Consider the following 17,333-nt stretch of genomic DNA (forward strand, 5'->3'; position numbering starts at 1 on the left):
AGCCCTCGCTACTTCTTGGCTTTCTTCTCCAGCAACTCCAGGGCCTGTTCAAGTGTAACGTCCTGCTCCGTCATGCTCTTTGGCAGCGAAGCATTCAGCTTCCCATCGGAGACATACGGACCGTAGCGACCGGTGAAGACGCCGATTTCGCGGCCATCGTCCGACTTGCCCAGAGCCCGTAGCGGCGCGCGTTTGGCCTTAGACTTTGCTCCGCCCGTTGCCTTCTTGCGACCGCCCTTCTTGGGCTGCGCCAGAAGCTCCAGCGCACGATCGAGGCCGACCGTGTAAACATCGTCGCTGTCTTCCAACGAACGGAAGTCACGACCCTTCTGAACGTACGGACCGAAGCGCCCAACGTTCGCCATGATATCCGCACCGGACTCAGGGTCTTTGCCGAGAACACGGGGGAGGCTGAGAAGTCGCTGCGCGATCTCCATCGTTACGTCCTCTGGCGACATGTCCTTTGGCAGCGAGGCGCGCTTGGGCTTGGCCTTGCCGCTGCCCTCGCCCAATTGCACGTAGGGACCATAACGCCCTTCAGCCAGGTAGATCGTCATGCCCGTTTCCTGATCCTGACCGAGTTCGCGATTCCCCTCTTCCTTCTTGTACAGCAACTCGAGCGCATGTTCGAGCGTGATGGACTCTTCGTCCTCGCCGCGCGGCACGGAAGCACGCAGGGGCTTCTCCGCGCCCTTGCCCTTCGCCGTCTCGCCCAACTGAACGTATGCGCCAAATCGCCCACGCGCTGCATAGACGGTCTTGTTGGTCTTCGGATCCTCGCCCAGTTCCCGCGGTCCGGCAGCTTTCTTCTCGATGAGTTCAGCAGCCTTCTCCACAGTCAGATCGGCTGGCGGAATCTGGCGCGGAACATCAGCCACGTTGCCATCACCGCCTTCGCCGCGCATCAGGAACGGACCATAGCGTCCGATTCGCACAGCGATCGGCATCCCCGTCTTGGGATCCTCGCCGAGTTTGTACTGCGGGAAGTCGATCTTTGGCTCTTCCCGAGCAATCAGATTCTCCAGACCCGGGTTTCCGTTCGTTTCTTCGCCACGATAAAATTCGCGAACGTGCTCGACCATCTCACGACGACCGGTCGCGATCTCGTCCAGTTCCTCTTCCATGCGAGCCGTGAACTTGAGATCGACGTACCCCGGGAAGTGGCGACGCAACAAATCCGTCACTGCAAGCGCCGTGAACGTCGGCACCAGTTGATTGCTTCGAGGCGGAGAGTAAACGTACCCCCGATCCTGGATCGTGCTGATAATCGAGGCATAGGTGGAAGGACGCCCCACACCTTCTTCTTCCAGCTTCTTCACGAGCGACGCTTCCGTGTATCGGGCAGGCGGGGTCGTCTCGTGCTTCTTGGGAGCGACATCCGTCAGCGCGCAGTCCACACCATTCTTCTGCTCGCGATGGACTTCCTGGCCCTGTTCCAGATGCGGAAGCAGCGACTCCTTGTCGCCCAGTTCCTCTGCCGGATCGTCACTGCCTTCAACGTAGGCTCGCAGGAAACCGGGGAAGACGATCTTCCGGCCGCTGGCTGTGAAAATGACGTCGCGTCCCTGGCCATCCTTAGCCGTGATATCCACGATCGTGCGCTTCAGCTTCGCATCGGGCATCTGGCTGGCGACTGTGCGTTTCCAGATCAATTCATACAGGCGCAACTCATCGCGTGTCAGCGAATCCGCAACATCCTGCGGCCGACGGCTCAACTGCGTCGGACGAATCGCCTCGTGCGCTTCCTGCGCATTGCGCGTCTTCGTCTTGTAAGGGCGGGCGCCCTGCGCGTACTCGCCGCCGTACATGCGGTTGATTTCGACCTGAGCTTCTTCCAGCGCGCGGTTCGACAGCGTCACCGAGTCCGTACGCATGTAGGTGATCAGACCGATGCGCTCGCCGGAGCCGAGATCGACACCTTCATAGAGGCGCTGTGCCGTCTTCATCGTGCGGCTGGCCTGGAAGCCGAGCTTGCGGTTGGCTTCCTGCTGCAGCGTCGAGGTCGTGAACGGCGGCGAGGGCCGCTGTGTGGCAGGCTTCTCCTCCACCCGAGTCACGATCCAGGGGACGTTCTCCGCCACCTGCCCGGCGATGTCCTCCGCATCATCCTGCCCCAGCAGGACGACGTTCCGGTTCTTCAGTTCGCCGGTCGTCGCATCGAAATCTTTGCCGCTGGCCAGTCGCTTCTCGGCCAGCTTTGCCATCGTCGCTTTGAACTCGCCCTGCGAGGAGCGGAACGCCGCCTCGAGATCCCAATACTCGCTGGTCTTGAATGCGCGACGCTCTTCCTCGCGCTCGACGATCAACCTGACCGCCACGGACTGCACACGGCCTGCGCTCAGGCCGCTCTGGACCTTTTTCCACAGCACCGGCGAGAGCGAGTACCCGAACAGGCGATCGAGAATCCGCCGGCTTTCCTGGGCACGCACGAGGTTCTCGTCTACATCGCGTGGATTCGCCAGGGCCGCCTGGATCGCCTCTGGCGTGATCTCGTGAAAGACGATGCGCTTCACCGGAATGTCCGGTGCCAGGACCTGCAAAAGGTGCCAGCTGATCGACTCCCCTTCGCGGTCCTCGTCAGTTGCGAGCAACAGCTCTTCCGCGCCCTGCATCGCCTTTTTGAGGCGCTCGACGTACTTCTGCTTGCTGCTCGGAATCACATAGATCGGCTCGAAGTTCTCTTCGAGGTTCACCCCGTAGCGCGCCCACTTCTTCTTCTTAATGTCGGCGGGGATGTCATCGGCCTTTTCCGGCAGATCGCGGATATGGCCGTAGGACGCCGTCACCTTATAGTCTTTTCCGAGGAAGCGGCTGATCGTCTTAGCTTTGGCTGGTGATTCAACGATAACGAGTGCGGTCATGAGTTGCTCGGCGATTCGTAGGATTGGTCTCCCCGCCTGCCCGGGCGCAAAGGTCGGGCCGCAATTCCCGAAAGGGAGACTCACGGGGACGCCTAGGCGAAGCGAAGTGCGGGCGGCTGTGGCAAGGGGAAATTCGTCGGTCGGCACGAATACCGCGAGATCGAGATTGAGGATCGAGACTCCAAGTCCAATTTCTTCAGGCTTATACGTAACGGCCTGCCGATTCCTGAAACTGTATCGCTCCGAGCGGTCTGCTGTCCCCGCCCTGCAGACCTAACTCGGTGTTGGCTTTCCGGCCCTCCCCCGCTCACGGCCCAAAACCACCGGGTCACTATGCACCGCACGTGGCGCTTTGCTGCATCGCGACTCGCCCTTTCGCTTCGCCATTGCCACGCTGGCCCTTCCGTCGCAACATTGTCTTTTCGAGCCACGATCGCCACCGAGAGCGCCTCATGCCCGCACCGGATGACCAGAACATCCCCACCGATCTGCCGGCAGATCTGCCGCAAGACCCCGCGACGTCCTACGATCCGGCGAAGACAATCCGGCTGCCCGAGAATGCTCAGCAGACAACCAGCCTGGCGTTTCAAACGACATTGAGTCCCGGCCGATGGACGGTTTCCGCCAGCCAGGGCGAAGGCAAGCAGACTGAAGAAGTGCAGGCAGACCTGCCGGCGTTTGAGTTGCAGGAAGTCATCGGCAAGGGTGGATTCGGCGAGGTCTGGCAGGCGCTGCAATCCTCTCTCGGCCGCGTGATCGCGATCAAGCGCCTCCGCGAGGATCGCTTCCTTGAATCGCGTGACGATCCTGGTTCATCCCGCCAGATGGAAATCACGTTCCGGCAGGAAGCCTTCACGACAGCGCGCCTCGACCACCCGAACATCGTTCCGATCTACGACCTCGGTGTGGATGACGAGGGACGTCCGATGCTTGCGATGAAACTCGTCCGTGGTCGTCCCTGGGATGAGCTGTTGATTGCGGATGCCGAATTACCCCCGCGCGAGTTCCTCGATCGCCATTTGCCAATTCTGATCGATACGGCACAGGCCGTCGCTTTCGCTCATTCGCGTGGCATCATTCACCGAGACTTGAAGCCCTCGCAAGTTATGGTGGGCGATTACGGCGAAGTCCTCCTCATGGATTGGGGACTCTCTGTCATCTACGACCTGGAACGCGCGAACTCGACCGAAGATCGTCCGATCGATGCCCGGCTCGGGATGACATTGGAGAGTGCCTCTAACCCCTGCGGGACCGTCGCCTTTATGGCGCCGGAACAAACAGAGGACACGGCAAAGAATATCGGCCCCTGGACCGACGTGTACCTTCTCGGTGGAACACTCTACTATCTGCTGACGCTGCGCTTTCCTCACGGCGCCCCGGATGTACAAGGCGCTTTCCGCCAGGCCATGCTTGGTGAAGTGACTCCCGCCCAAATGCGTGCCCCAAATCGGGAGATTCCGGCGGAACTGGCGGAACTCTGCAGCCGGGCCCTCGCGCCCAACCGTGCCGAACGGCTCGAGTCAGCTGAGGCGTTTCTTCAGGCACTTCGCGACTTCCAATCGGGCGCATCGAAACGTCGTGAGTCGGAAGCGATTGTTGGCACCATCGAACGACGCTTGAGTGCCGGATTGGCGAGCTACCGCGATTTCGGAGAGTGTGAAAACGAATTGGCGCGCGCGATCGGTTTGTGGGGAGAAAACCGCGCAGCCCGCCAACTCCAGGATCGCGTTCTGCAGGGCCATACGGAACTCGCTCTGCGGAACGGCGACTTGATGTTGGCGCGTGTGCTGGCGGAACGACTTGAACACACGCCTGAGGCCGTTGCGCTCTTCGCCAATGTCGAAGCCGCGGAACGGCGTTCGCGGCACCATCAAACTCAGCGCCGCGTGCTGATCCGAGCAACTGTCGTGCTCTGCGTTGTCCTGGCGTTCCTGGCCGTGTTTGCATATCGCCGAGCCATCATGGCACAGAATGAACGGGAGAAAGCCGATATCAGCCGACAACTGGCTGAGAATGCTCTTGGTCAGTCGAGGAAGAAGGCCGCCGAGGCTGAGCGCGAGCGCGATCTCGCGCACGATTCGCGTCGGCGTGCGGAAGATCTGATGAGCTTCATGCTCGTCGATCTTCGCGAGGAACTGGAGCCTCTCAATCGGCTCGATATTCTCGACCAAGTGGCGATGAAGTCACTTGATTACTTCGAGGATCTACCCGCGGAAGAATTTACCCCGACCGCCTGGCAACAGCGCGTGCTTTCGCTCCGCCAGATCGGGCAGGTCCTTCTGAATCAGGGCAAGTTGTCCGAAGCAGACGATGCCTTCAAACAAGCTCAAGACCTGATGGGACAATTGATCGAGAGCGATCCCGAGAATCTCTCGTACAAGCGCGACTACGCCACAATCCTTGGCCAGGTGGCGCATGTCCGTTACATGCAAGGCGAACTGGATGAGGCCTTGAATCTCAATCGTCAGGCCCGTGAAATGCTCAACGGACTTGCCAACGATGCAGAAACAAGACGTGCCCTCGCAGAGCGCCTGGCTCAAGGTGTGGATTTCGAACTCGATGCCGGCAATCTCGAAACCGCCACAGAGCTGCAACAGAATGCGCTGGAGATTCAGCGTGGCCTCACGGCTGAGAACCCTGACAGCACCGCCGACCGCAGCCGGCTCGCGGAATACGAATCGCAGCTCTCGGACATTCAGGAGAGGCTCGGGCTGCTGGCGGACGCGATCGAGACACAGGAAGATGCTCTCGCCATCATCGAGGAACTTTCGGCACAGGATCCCACGAATCCGAATCTCCTCCATAGCCTCGCCGGTGCCTATTCCGAATACGCCGGGCTGCTTCGCCAGGGCGGTCGCATGGAGGAGGCCCTGGATTACAGTCGCAAGTGCCTCGATGTCTTTGAGCCGCTCGCCAAAGCCGATACGGCGAATCTCGACTGGCAACACCGATTGGGTGTGTTCGATCTGCAGTTGGCCGTCTTCGAAGAAATCTCCGGACAAATCACCCCGGCGCGCGATCGCTATCAAGATGCCATCGATGTTCTGGAAGCCCTCGTCGCAAGAGATCCGGAGAATATGCTGTGGCGATTTGATCTCGGACGAGCGCACCAGTTCCTGGCAGATCTGCTTGTGAATCAGCGACAAGGCGACGAGGCGCTCCTGCATGCGAACAAGGCTCAGGGCATCTACAGCTCATTGGTCGAAGCCGCCCCCGAGAATGCCCAGTATCTGCGCCATCTCGGGGCCAGTCTGAATGCCAAGGGGCTCATTCTGGAGGCGGCACAGAAGTACGACGCCGCCGAAGATGCGCTTCGGAAGTCACTCGAGATCCGTCGCGAGATGCTGGAGAACGATCCAACGAATGCCGTTCGTCATCGCGATGTGGCCGTTGGCTTGACCAATCTGGCTGCCACGCTGAAGTCGGAAGGTCGCTACGATGAAGCGATCGAGGCCTACTGGGAATCGGCCGATGTGCTGAAGAGCCTGTCCGATGCGGACACGGCAAACTACCAACTGCAATTCGATGTAATTGCTACGCAGATGAATATCGGAACAGTGCTGCAGGAGATCGGCCGAGAGGAAGACGCCCTCGAAGCATACGATCTGGCGACTGAGAGCTGTCGACAGTTGGTGAAGGATGAACCGGCCAACCAGGAATTCCAGCGCATGCTCATTATGATCTATCTGACCCGAGGCGAAGCTCTGGATGCGATGGAGCGGCCGGAGCACGCCCTGCATTACTTCAACCTGGCGATCGAACTGGCAGAGTCTCAGTTGGCCGACGATCAATCGAATCTGGATGCGGAAAGCAACCTCGCATCCGCACTCGCCGATTCAGCCAGCATTCAATGGCGGCTTGAGAATCGCGAGGAAGCACTTGCCACGCGCAAGAAGGCGCTCGCCCACTACTTGAGCCTTGTCGAGGCAAGTCCCAGTAATCCGTATTCAGTCTACGGGCTCCTCAACACGCGCTCGCTCCAGGGATATGAAGAACGCGAAGTTGGAGATCTCGATGCCGCCGCGGAAAGCTATCGTCTGGGAATCGCAGAGTCCCTTGAAGCTCTCGAGCAACCGGGTCAAGCACCGCTTGCAGCCGAGGAAATGCTGCCGGAACTCGCGCTCGGTCTCGCTATCGTCGAAGCGCAGCGTGGCAACATTGATCTGGCCATCGCCGCCCTCAAACAAGCGGTCGATCACGGCTTCGATGACGCGAAGTATCTGGAAAGCGAAGAACTCCTCGCGCCCGTACGTGAAGGGGCACCAGAGGAAATCAAGAAGTTAAAGGAACAAATCCGAGAGAGCCTTCAGGAGCCCGGAGAGGAGTAGGCTGCTACAGATGAGCCACAACTGACCACGAACCAGCGTTTCGGAAGAGAGTCAGCCTCACGAATCCACGAGGTCCGCCCATCACTTGGCATTCGCCCTCGCCGATCTGTTCGAACTCCGGCCAGAGCTCCGGCTCGACCAACACGCTGAGCTCCCGCATCAGGCGAGCTTCCGTCAGTTCTGCAAGCTGCTCGTCTACCGGAACCAGTTCTCGGTCCGAACCACGCATCAGCGGAGGAACTCCAACTCGCAGGTGCAACTTGTCCGCGCCGGCGTCCGACGCCAGATCCGCCAGTTGCAGGAAGCTCCAATCCTCTGAATCCATCGGTTGAGACATCGGGGAGTAACCTCAAAAAGGAGAGCTGTCCGATGAAGGACAGCTCTTGGTTCATTGCTGTAGCTTTCGCCGCTTAGTCGGCGGCTGTCACGCGATCCAGTTCCTCGAGCGATGAGTGGCCGAGCATGACTTTCTTCCAGCCATCCATGCGCAACGTGCGCATGCCGTTCTTCGTGGCCAGATTCTTCAGACGCGACGAGGACTCGCCGCGGATTACGAGCTGACGAAGCTTGGGATCCATGACGAAGATCTCGTGGATGGCGGTACGGCCGCGATACCCGGCGCCAGAGCAGCGATCGCAGCCGACCGGGAAGCACATATCCGCGCCGTTCTCGATATCCTGCTCCGCCGCACCAATGCCCGGAACATCTTTGATGTCCCGATGCTCCTGGCGTTTACAGTGTCCGCACAGTCGACGGATCAGGCGCTGAGCGATAACAGCCTGGATGGATGAAGCGACAAGGAACGGCTTCACACCCATATCGACCAGGCGTGTCGTGGCGGAAGGGGCGTCGTTCGTGTGGAGGGTCGAGAACACCAAGTGGCCGGTGAGAGCGGCACGAACAGCGATCTCAGCAGTTTCCTGGTCACGAATCTCACCGACGAGGATCACGTCCGGCGACTGACGCAACATGGAGCGCAATCCCGTTGTGAAGTTCAATCCCACCTCTTCGTTCACCTGAATCTGATTCACACCATCCAGCATGTACTCCACCGGGTTCTCGATCGTGATGATCTTCGTTTCCGGTGTGTTCAGTGTCGCAAGGGCCGAGTACAGAGTCGTCGTCTTTCCGGATCCCGTCGGACCGGTCATTAGGATAACGCCGTTGGGGGTCGTGATGAGGTCCTTGAAAATGCGAATGTTGTCCGGCAGGAAGCCCACGTCCTCCAGACCGAGGATAACCGAGGACTGGTCGAGAATACGCATGACGACCGACTCACCGTAGATGGCGGGAAGCGCCGAGACACGGAGGTCGAGTTTGCGGTCCGGCAAGTTGAGCTTGATACGACCGTCCTGCGGAATGCGCTTCTCGGCCAGGTCCATTCCGGACAGCACCTTCAGTCGAGAAATAATCGCGTTCTGCCACTTCTTTGGCGGAGAAGGAACTTCGTGGCACACACCGTCGATACGGAACCGGATGGTCACGCCGTAGCGACTCGGCTCGATATGAATATCAGATGCGCGGTCATGGACGGCCTGCTTGAAGATCAGGTCAACGAATCGCACCACAGGCGGCACATTTTCGTCTTCATTGATATCCATCGTCACGTAAGCTTCGCGTGCTTCCGCTTCCTGCTCGTGCAGCGAGTTCGTGGCCTCCTGATAGAGGTCCGCAATCTCATCGCCTTCGTAGTAACGCTTGAAGTAACGCTCGATGTCTTCCTCGCGCGCCACCATGCCGTGAACCTTCTTCGACAGGATGCGCTCGAGATCGTCCATCACCTGGATGTTCAAAGGGTCGGCAATCGCGATGGTGATTTCGTCGTCCGTGTAGGAGACCGGGAAAATCTGGTAGTCTTTCGCAACCTTCTTGCTGATCTGCGCAATCAGATCTTCATCAATCGGGACTTCGTGGAGATCGATGGTCTCCATGCCGAGTTTCTCGGCAATGACGTCCATGATGTCTTCTTCTCTGAGCTGTCCGGTCTGGATCAGCGAACGCTTCAGCGAAGCCGCGCCTTCCTTTTCCATCGCGTCCTGGATCATCTCCTGATTCACCAGGCCGCTTTCCTCGAGCATGACCGCCAGCGATGACTTCATGCCCGGGCGGGTGGCGCGATTCATTGCATCGAAGTACTCGCGCTGCTCTTTCGTCGGGACCTTGCGCTTCGGCCCTGCGGGTGCCGCTTGTTCATTCTCTGGGACGTTCGCAAGCGGGTCGGTCCCTTCGACGGCCCCATCCATCGTGCGTGCGGCCTCTTCCTTCTTGGGGACCTTCGGACCTTCCTTCGATTTTCCAATTCCAAACAGACCCATTATCTCCATCCTCTTTCGAGAGAGCGGTTCAGTCTCATCCGGCAATCCAGTCGACTAGTCGATCAGCCAACGATCTCCATGACGCCCCGGTACCACCTGCGATCTGGGGAAATGAAGACCTGTGCATACGCTGTCACAATTGGATGTACCCGGCAACCGGAATTCCGATCCCGGGCCGGGGCGCGGCACCCCGCAATATCGGGTAGTCCGCCGGATTCCGTCAACAGCTCTTATCGGCTGGTGCAGGCTCCTCGTAAACCAAGGCCAGACAGGCCATTGCGGTCCCAAGAAACACAAAAAACGTGGCCAGTCGCGCGCCCTCATGCAGAGGGAAACTGGTCAGCATCATGGTCAAGTACCCCGCCAGCACCACCGCGAGGGCATGCGCGGGCCCTGCCAACTCCGGCGGCCCTCTGCGGATCCGGAAGATCAGGCCTCGGAATAACGCCGTCATTACTCCCAGAAACAGCGCGAGCCCAAGAAACCCTTGTTCGGCAGCCGTCTGGAAGTAGTCGTTGTGCGTGTTCTCCGCGAACCACGAGCCGGCAATCAGCCGCGAGTATTGCAGAACCCCGCTCTCATCCTCTGCAGCCAGTTTCGCCAGAGTCCGGTGGTAGCGCGGAGCAAAGAACCCCGGTCCGGCACCAAGGAGCGGCTGCTCGGCGGCCATCTCGCCGGCCAACATGTAGAAGAGCAGGCGCTCACGAACCGATCTGTCCTGGGTCGATGTGCCGGAAGAGAAGCGGCCGAGAATGTCCAGCCCACGAGGATTCCAGGGACCCTGAATGCTGAAGGCGACTAGCACGATCAGCGCGATGGCTGGTCCGATGACCAGCAACACACGCGTGCGCTTCTGAATTGCTTGCCAGACAGGAATGAATCGTCCCGTGCGAACCTGATGCGCAAGGGCCGCTCCACAGGCAATTGCGAATATCAGCAAGCCGGCAAAGATGTTCAGCAGGAAACTGACAAGGATGATCGCCAGGAGTCCCGCTGCGATCATCCAGCCGCGGATCCTCAATTGCGCGACCCAACGCACGGTCAACCCTGCCAGTACCACCAGCCATGCACCGCGCGTCCCGGTCGCCACGATCGCCATCCCCATCAGGGCCATCGCTCCAAGTCCGACAGTCCATCCGGGCCAGGTTCGATGCCACTTACTCCCCCATCCGTCCAGGACCCATGATCCAGTCAGGAGAAAGCCGCCGGCGATGAACGTCCCAGTGTACTCCGGATTCCCCAACGTCGCGATGGTTGCGCCGCGGATCGTTCCACCTTCGACAACGCCCATCTCAGCGCCACGGCCCTGCTTCAGAATCGCAAGCGGATCGGCTCCATAGATGAAAGCATTCAGCCCTCCCCATCCGGCCCCCGAGATGACCGCGACGCCGGCGACCACGATCGCAGCAGCCGCTGCGCCATACAGAACAAGTCGAATGCGTCTGGGCGTTGTCAGAAATAGCGGAGCGACGGCCGCCGCAAGTACCAGCATCCCCAGCGTCAGTAACGACCGCATACTGTAAGCGGGATCGGGACTGAGAATGGCAGAGAGTAGTGCCGAGCCAAGAAATGCTCCGAGAAGAATCAACGGCAGCGCCACGCGCCGCAAGGATTCCAACGCTTCCGGTGCAAGGAGTCGGATTGACGCAGCAATCAGCAGAATCGCCACCAGGAATCGGGAGACCAGCATCTTAACGATCTTGATCTCTGCCGTGGCGGTCTGGAGTTTGATCAGTGCGGGGGGTGCGACCGCCAGTGGAACTCCAAACGCGAGCAGTACCAACAACGCCGCCCCCACGAATCCCACGATGCGAAAAATGGGATTGTCCGAAGTGGTCGTCGGCATAGTTGAGCGGAATTCTGTCGGTGGAATTTCGCGGGACAGGCCCTGGGCTTAGTCGACGAAGCTGCCTTCGCGAGATTGCTCGCGCAAGGTGCGAATAGAGACGGCGCCGAGAGCGGCCTGTTCACGCGGCTGCTTGAACTTCAGGCTGACCCGGAAGTCCAACTCCGTTTCCTTCGAGATGCTGTCGTCATTCGGATCGTCGTCGTTGTCGTCCTGATTCACGTACGTGTCCTGCGTGATACCTGCATAGAGCAGAAGGTCCGCATCGTGTAGATCGCGCACGATCGTCACGCCGGCTTCCTTCCAATCGTCGAGACGCGTGTTGTACTCGCCTGAAAGTTCCACGGCGTACTTCGGACCGAACTGCCGTCCGATCAATGGGGAGATGCTGATCTCCGTTTCGTTCTCGTCGAACCGCGCCCGGCGCCGGGCAGCGAGAACCACTGGGTCCTCGTCCAAGACATCGGAGCCATGGACACTTAACTGGGCCCAATAGCGTCCGTGCCGTGGCATGTAGCGCGCCGTCAGATCTCCGTAGAGCTCGGAGCGAACGTACTCCATCGGATCATGGCGATCCCGAATTTGACGGTCCTCATAGAACACCGAAGCATCGGCCGTGAATTCACCGGTCGAGTTCTGATAGCGAATGCCGCCGCCGGCGTAACGCAACTTCTCGTTCGCAAAGCGATCGCTGCCACCCTGCAGATTGTGACCGCCCTTCAAGTACATATCCAGATCGGGGTACAGCAGGTGGTAGTTCAGGTAGGCTTCGACCCAGTGATAATCGATCGGGAAGTCATATACGTCCTCGAACGCCTCGACGCGTCCGGCCTCTTCGAAGAATGGTCCGACGCCATCGTCGGTGCCTTCGCGAATCGTGTACTTCACGTAACCATTCAAAGTGTCCGTGAAGCGCGCATTCAGACGACTGGTATAATCGACCCACAGATAGAGCGGATCGACGTCGCGATAGGAGAGAGCCTCTGTGCTGGCACCAAGGAAAATCGTTTCGCGATCGCGGAAGGTCTGACCGCCGACCGTGAAGGGGCCGCCACCGTTCGGAACCAGATGACCGGCAATGAGATCGTCGCTTGTCCGTTCATAGTAGCCGATACCGGCGCCGACCGTGTTCAGCCACGTGAAGCGTCCTTGCCCGTCCAGGCGCAATCGATGCGTCAGCGAAGCGTACAAGTCGCCACCGTAGATGCGCTCGTTGTCGTTGCGCTTCAGTTCATTGAATCCGGGATCGAGATTGTTCAGCGCGTTCATCTCCACGCGCCAATAGAGAGGCGTCTGGAAGAACGGCAGCAGACGCGTTGCGAAGCGTCCCTGGAGTTTTTCGCTCACACGCCCGTAGCGGTCCCGATCCACGCCCTCTGTATCGATGTCGTTCTCACGAGTGAAATCCGGATCGGGTTCATAGACCAGGTCGTCGGAGAACGGCTCGGTATAGTCCTGATAGAGATCCAGCGTGATGCGATCCTTCACTTCGGCCATGAAGCGCGCGACCCAATCGCGTTCCACATAGGTAACAGCGGCACGAGCGCGACGTTCCGGCCGACGACCACGTTCGATCTCTTCGAAGTGATCGATGATGTCGTAATAAATGTCCGGATCGCTCATCCAGTCGGCGTTCAATTGGAAGATCGTCTTCCCATACATCGAGTTGTGCCGATGACGATAGATCCAACGATCTTCCTCGTCTTCCGTCTCGACATCGCGCACTCGATCGCGCACGCCGTAGAGCTGCAATTCCCCCAGGTGGCGATTGAAGTCGTATTGATACTGATACTTCAATCCAACGCCCACGGCGCCGCCTGAAAAGAGGTCGGCGTTTAATGCCAGCTTGCCTTCGGAACGAGTCTGGAACTGAGAGGGGTCTTCCCAATTCGGGACCCTTGTTTCGTGCGTTACCTGGTAACCGATGCGTGTGTAGAAGCCGTAGTCGCTCATGTGGCCGATCTCGACCGACCACGGCGATCCGCCGTGCAGCCCGCGCGTGTAGAAGGGGAAGTACATCACGGGCACACCGCGCACCCACAGCACCGCGTTCTTCATGAAAACGCGCTCATCCATCATCAACGTCACTTCCGACGCAGCCATGTAGTAGTGCGGCACTGGGAAGTTACACGCCGTATACGTGGCTCCTCGGAAAAGCGCCTCGTCCTCGTTGATGCGGCGGAACGACGGACCATTCTCTTCCTCGTCCCAATCGGTCCGGAAGAACAGACGCCCGTAGCGCCCCTCGACATCGAATGCGGCGCCTTCGTTGTGGCGGAAGTCGTATCGCAGCGAACTGGCGCGGATTTCCTGCTTCGGGCCGGTCAGGGTTATGTTGCCTTCCGCCTGGACCTGTTGAGTAACCAGATCGATCACCATGCGATCGGCGGCGATGCGGTAGTCTTTGAAGAACACCACCGTACGACCAATGCCGTAGGCGACGTTGCCTTCCGTGATAATGCGCTCGCTCGACTGGATGACGGCGCGTTGCCCTGCCTCTCCCATCTGGGTGACTTCCTGGAACTCGGTCGAGCTCGGGGGCGGAGCCACCGGAGTGGGCTCGGCTGCCTCGTCGTCGACAACACGATTAATGTCGCCGAGTTGAAGCTGCCCCAAAGCCGGAGCCGCAAAGAGTCCCAGCGTCAGAGCCAGGCCGAATGCCATCCGCAAGAAGGTCGAGAGCGAGAACGATTTCATGGCGCAATCCGCACAGAATCTGGCCGAATCGTGCCCCGTCAGGGGTCTCGATTCGTTGTCCTGGTGTTGAAACTGCTGACAACCGGCGGGAGAGGCAAGCGAAGTTCGCTTGGATTGGCAGGAAAGCTGGGGATGTTGGGGAGGACAATTGGAAGGCGAGCGCTGGGTGGGAGTACAGAAGTCAAACCCGTTTGCCCTCTCGATACAGAAACCCACTGAATCTCCCGACCGCAATCTTCTTCATGTTCTTCACGCCTTCCGTGGTGAATCCCCTTTGCTGCATATCGAGATTCCCCTCGCCCCCGGACGTGGATTTCGTCTCAATATCTGGCCGAAACAGCATTTTCGCTGCAAGGAGTGCCCGATGGGGTGGCGAGACCTGAACCAGATGGCCCAGATGGCCTTGAAGCAGAGCAATTACGCCCGCGCCGAGGAACTCTGGCATAAGGCGTTGGATGAACTTCGTCTCTCTAAGCACCAGAGTGAGAGCGCTATTCTTGTCATCGATAGCCTGGCTCGCCTGTATGCGAAGTCTGCCCGGTATGAAGAGGCAGAGAAGATGTTCCGTGAGTCGATCGAGCTCTCGAAAGAGGCCCTGGGTCCCGAAAATCCTGCCGTAGCCAAGGGTATGGAAGACCTGGCGGATCTATTCCTGGCCATGGGGCGCGATGCAGATGCCCAGCCGATCCTCGAGGAATCCCTGGCGGTCTGGGAGATCTCGATGGGCAAGGAACACCCGGAGGTCGTCCGCTGTTTGCGCGCGCTGGGAGCGACCCACCGCAATCTGGGCAATTACAAGAAGGCCGAGGAGTACTACAAGAAAGCACTCACGATTCATCAACGTCGCTTCGGCGCGAACCACCCGGACGTCGCTCGCATCTTAAACCAGTTGGCTCTGCTGTCGCTTCGGCAAGAGCGGCTGGACGAAGCGGAAGAGCTCTTCCGCAAGGAATTCACGATCTGGAAGGACGCGACCAAGTCCAAGCGTCCGGACATTGCTAAGAGCATGAACGACCTGGCGCTGCTCTATCACGCGCGAGGCAAGATTGACAAAGCTGAACGAATCTGCCGGAAGTCGCTGGAAATCAGCCGTAAGGTCCTTGGGCCCAATCACCCGGAAGCCGCGCGGAGCTTGAATTCACTGGCCGTTTTCTGTGCCTCGCAGAATCGATTGGACGAAGCGGAGGAGTTGTTCCAGCAGGCCCTGGAGATCCACGAGAACCTCGTCCCACGCGACGAAGACAAGATCATAGAGATCTGGCAGAATCTCTCATCACTAATCGCACAACGAAAACGCCAACAACAGAACTGACACGAAGAAGCCCCCGTCAGCGTCGACGGGGGCGATTTCATTCTGAGTCAGCTCGGGCGGGCATCAGCAGTATTCGCCAAAGGCCCAGACCAGGCTGCGCGCGATCGCTTCGGGCATGTTGCCTTCGATGTGATGGCGTTCGATCATGTGGACGACTTCGCCATCCTTCAGAAGGGCCATGCAGGGCGAACTCGGCTGGTAGCCGACGAAGTACGAACGGGCTCGATCGGTTGCATCGCGATCCATTCCGGCGAAAACCGAGTAGAGATTCTCCGGGCGTTTCGACCCCTCTTCCTGCAGCGCCATGCGCAGGGCCGGGCGCGCTCCGCCGGCGGCGCAGCCGCAGACCGAATTCACGAAGACCAAGGCAGTGCCTCCGCCCTTCAGAGCCGTATCCACATCGTCTGCGGTTGTCAGTTCCTGAAAGCCGACCTCGCGGACTTCCTCACGCATCGGGTCAACCAGCATCGGATCGTACATCGTTACCTTCCTTGAGTATAAGTCTATAATAGCGAAGGGCAGAATCCCCGCCGTCGCATCCCGGTTTCGCGTATTTCGTGCCACGCGCGGCCGGATTAGTGCAGCCGAGTGAATTCCCACGCACCGGCCGACGAGATTTCTCTGGTCCGCCTCCCCCGCCATGGGCAGGCTTTGCGCCGGGAGAGCCATGATGCACCTAGAACGGCTACAAATCGAGCGCTTCCGCCTGATTCAGCAGGCCGTCATTGAACTGGCCCCAGGCGTGAATCTGTTCACCGGCGCCAATGCCCAGGGCAAAACCACGATCCTGGAGGCCATCGCATTCCTGGCAACCGGCCGGAGTTTCCGGACCGCGCGCGACCGCGAGTGCATCGCTTGGACGGCCAAGGAGGAGACGCGCTTCGCGGCCGTCGATGCAGATTTCCGCCGCTCGGGGGCCCGCCACCGGCTGCGCCTCGCAATCGAGCCGCGCGGGAAAACGGTTTGGCTGGACGGCAATACGCTTCGGACCCTCACGTCATTGTGGGGGCGACTGAACACGGTGCTGTTCGTGCCCGCAGACCTCCAGATCGTGCAGGGTCCCCCCGGGCTGCGCCGCAGCGTTCTGGATTCGCTGCTCGGCCAGACCAACCCGTCTTACCTGCAGATTCTAGCCGCCACGAACCGAGCACTCGGCAGCCGCAACGCTCTTCTCCGCCGCGGGCGCCCTTCATCGGATCCGCAATACGAGGCCTTCGAGGCGACACTCGCGCAGAATGCCTCCTCCGTGCTGAAGGCCCGCGCGGAACTTGCCGTCAAGCTGGATGCGGCCATCGCAGCACCCATGGAGCATCTGACCGGGGGAACCGAAACACTACGCGTCATCTACGAGCCCGGATTCCCGGCACAGGCAAAGCTGACGGCGGAAACGATCCTTGCAGTACAGGTCACAGAACTGACGGAGCGGCTTATCGAGTATTGGCAGCAGGCGCGTGCAGGAGATCTCGACCGCGGCTCGACCCGCGACGGCGCGCAGCGGGACGACCTTCGCTTCGAGGTCAATGGATCGGACGCCCGCACCTACGCAAGCCAGGGGCAGACGCGCTCGTGCGTGGTCGCGCTCCGGTTGGCCGAATTGGAACTGCTCTCCGAATCTAGCGGCGAGACCCCCCTGCTGCTCCTTGATGACATCTTCGGGGAGCTCGACCGCCGGCGCGCGGAACTCTTCCTGTCGCTCCTTGGCCAGCGCCCCGTGCAAACGCTCATCACGGCGACCGATGCGGCCCTGGTTGAAGCTGGGATCGAGATCGACAGGCGCTTTCTGGTGAACGGCGGGGATGTCGTTCCGGACAGCCCGCAGGTGTAATGCCAGTACATATAAAGCGCTTTTTAGAAATCCAGCCCAAAAAACACGGCGAATCCTAATCTCGGGGCCAAGAATTTACTTGCTCACCCCCAGGGATCGCTCCAACAGTAGTAGTGCCTAAGGACCTGTGGTCGAAGGCAGATGTACCG

General features: G+C 59.6%; 9 protein-coding genes. 3 read left to right on the forward strand and 6 right to left on the reverse strand.

Features of this window, described 5'->3' with window-relative positions; genetic code table 11:
* Positions 1-8 precede the first annotated feature (8 nt).
* Positions 9-2,861: a type I DNA topoisomerase gene (topA, locus tag KQI84_00290; protein MCB2153296.1), complete on the reverse strand. Its 2,853-nt coding sequence runs from the start codon at positions 2,859-2,861 to the stop codon at positions 9-11.
* A gap of 452 nt (positions 2,862-3,313) precedes the next feature.
* Between topA and KQI84_00295 the strand changes: the two genes are divergently transcribed.
* Positions 3,314-7,189, forward strand: coding sequence for a protein kinase (locus tag KQI84_00295; protein MCB2153297.1), 3,876 nt, complete (start codon positions 3,314-3,316; stop codon positions 7,187-7,189).
* A gap of 4 nt (positions 7,190-7,193) precedes the next feature.
* Here KQI84_00295 and KQI84_00300 read toward each other — a convergent pair whose 3' ends face one another.
* The 4 genes from KQI84_00300 to KQI84_00315 all read right to left on the reverse strand — a co-directional run bounded on the left by KQI84_00300 (position 7,194) and on the right by KQI84_00315 (position 14,047).
* Positions 7,194-7,526: a hypothetical protein gene (locus KQI84_00300; GenBank protein MCB2153298.1), complete on the reverse strand. Its 333-nt coding sequence runs from the start codon at positions 7,524-7,526 to the stop codon at positions 7,194-7,196.
* A 73-nt stretch (positions 7,527-7,599) separates the two neighbouring features.
* A complete protein-coding gene (locus tag KQI84_00305) occupies positions 7,600-9,504 on the reverse strand; it encodes a GspE/PulE family protein (GenBank protein ID MCB2153299.1) in 1,905 nt (634 codons plus the stop codon).
* Positions 9,505-9,724: 220 nt separating this feature from the next.
* A complete protein-coding gene (locus KQI84_00310; protein ID MCB2153300.1) occupies positions 9,725-11,350 on the reverse strand; it encodes an O-antigen ligase family protein in 1,626 nt (541 codons plus the stop codon).
* A 48-nt stretch (positions 11,351-11,398) separates the two neighbouring features.
* Complete coding sequence (locus KQI84_00315; protein MCB2153301.1) at positions 11,399-14,047, reverse strand: hypothetical protein; 2,649 nt, start codon at positions 14,045-14,047, stop codon at positions 11,399-11,401.
* A gap of 364 nt (positions 14,048-14,411) precedes the next feature.
* On the opposite strand from KQI84_00315, the gene KQI84_00320 reads away from it, so the two are divergent.
* Positions 14,412-15,359, forward strand: a complete 948-nt coding sequence (locus KQI84_00320) for a tetratricopeptide repeat protein (protein MCB2153302.1) — start codon at positions 14,412-14,414, stop codon at positions 15,357-15,359.
* A gap of 63 nt (positions 15,360-15,422) precedes the next feature.
* Here the strand turns inward: KQI84_00320 and KQI84_00325 are convergent, their stop codons facing one another.
* Complete coding sequence (locus tag KQI84_00325) at positions 15,423-15,839, reverse strand: BrxA/BrxB family bacilliredoxin (GenBank protein MCB2153303.1); 417 nt, start codon at positions 15,837-15,839, stop codon at positions 15,423-15,425.
* A 187-nt stretch (positions 15,840-16,026) separates the two neighbouring features.
* On the opposite strand from KQI84_00325, the gene KQI84_00330 reads away from it, so the two are divergent.
* Complete coding sequence (locus tag KQI84_00330; protein MCB2153304.1) at positions 16,027-17,184, forward strand: DNA replication/repair protein RecF; 1,158 nt, start codon at positions 16,027-16,029, stop codon at positions 17,182-17,184.
* Positions 17,185-17,333: the final 149 nt, after the last annotated feature.

Source organism: bacterium, assembly GCA_020444065.1.
Classification (GTDB): Bacteria; Sumerlaeota; Sumerlaeia; order SLMS01; family JAHLLQ01; genus JAHLLQ01.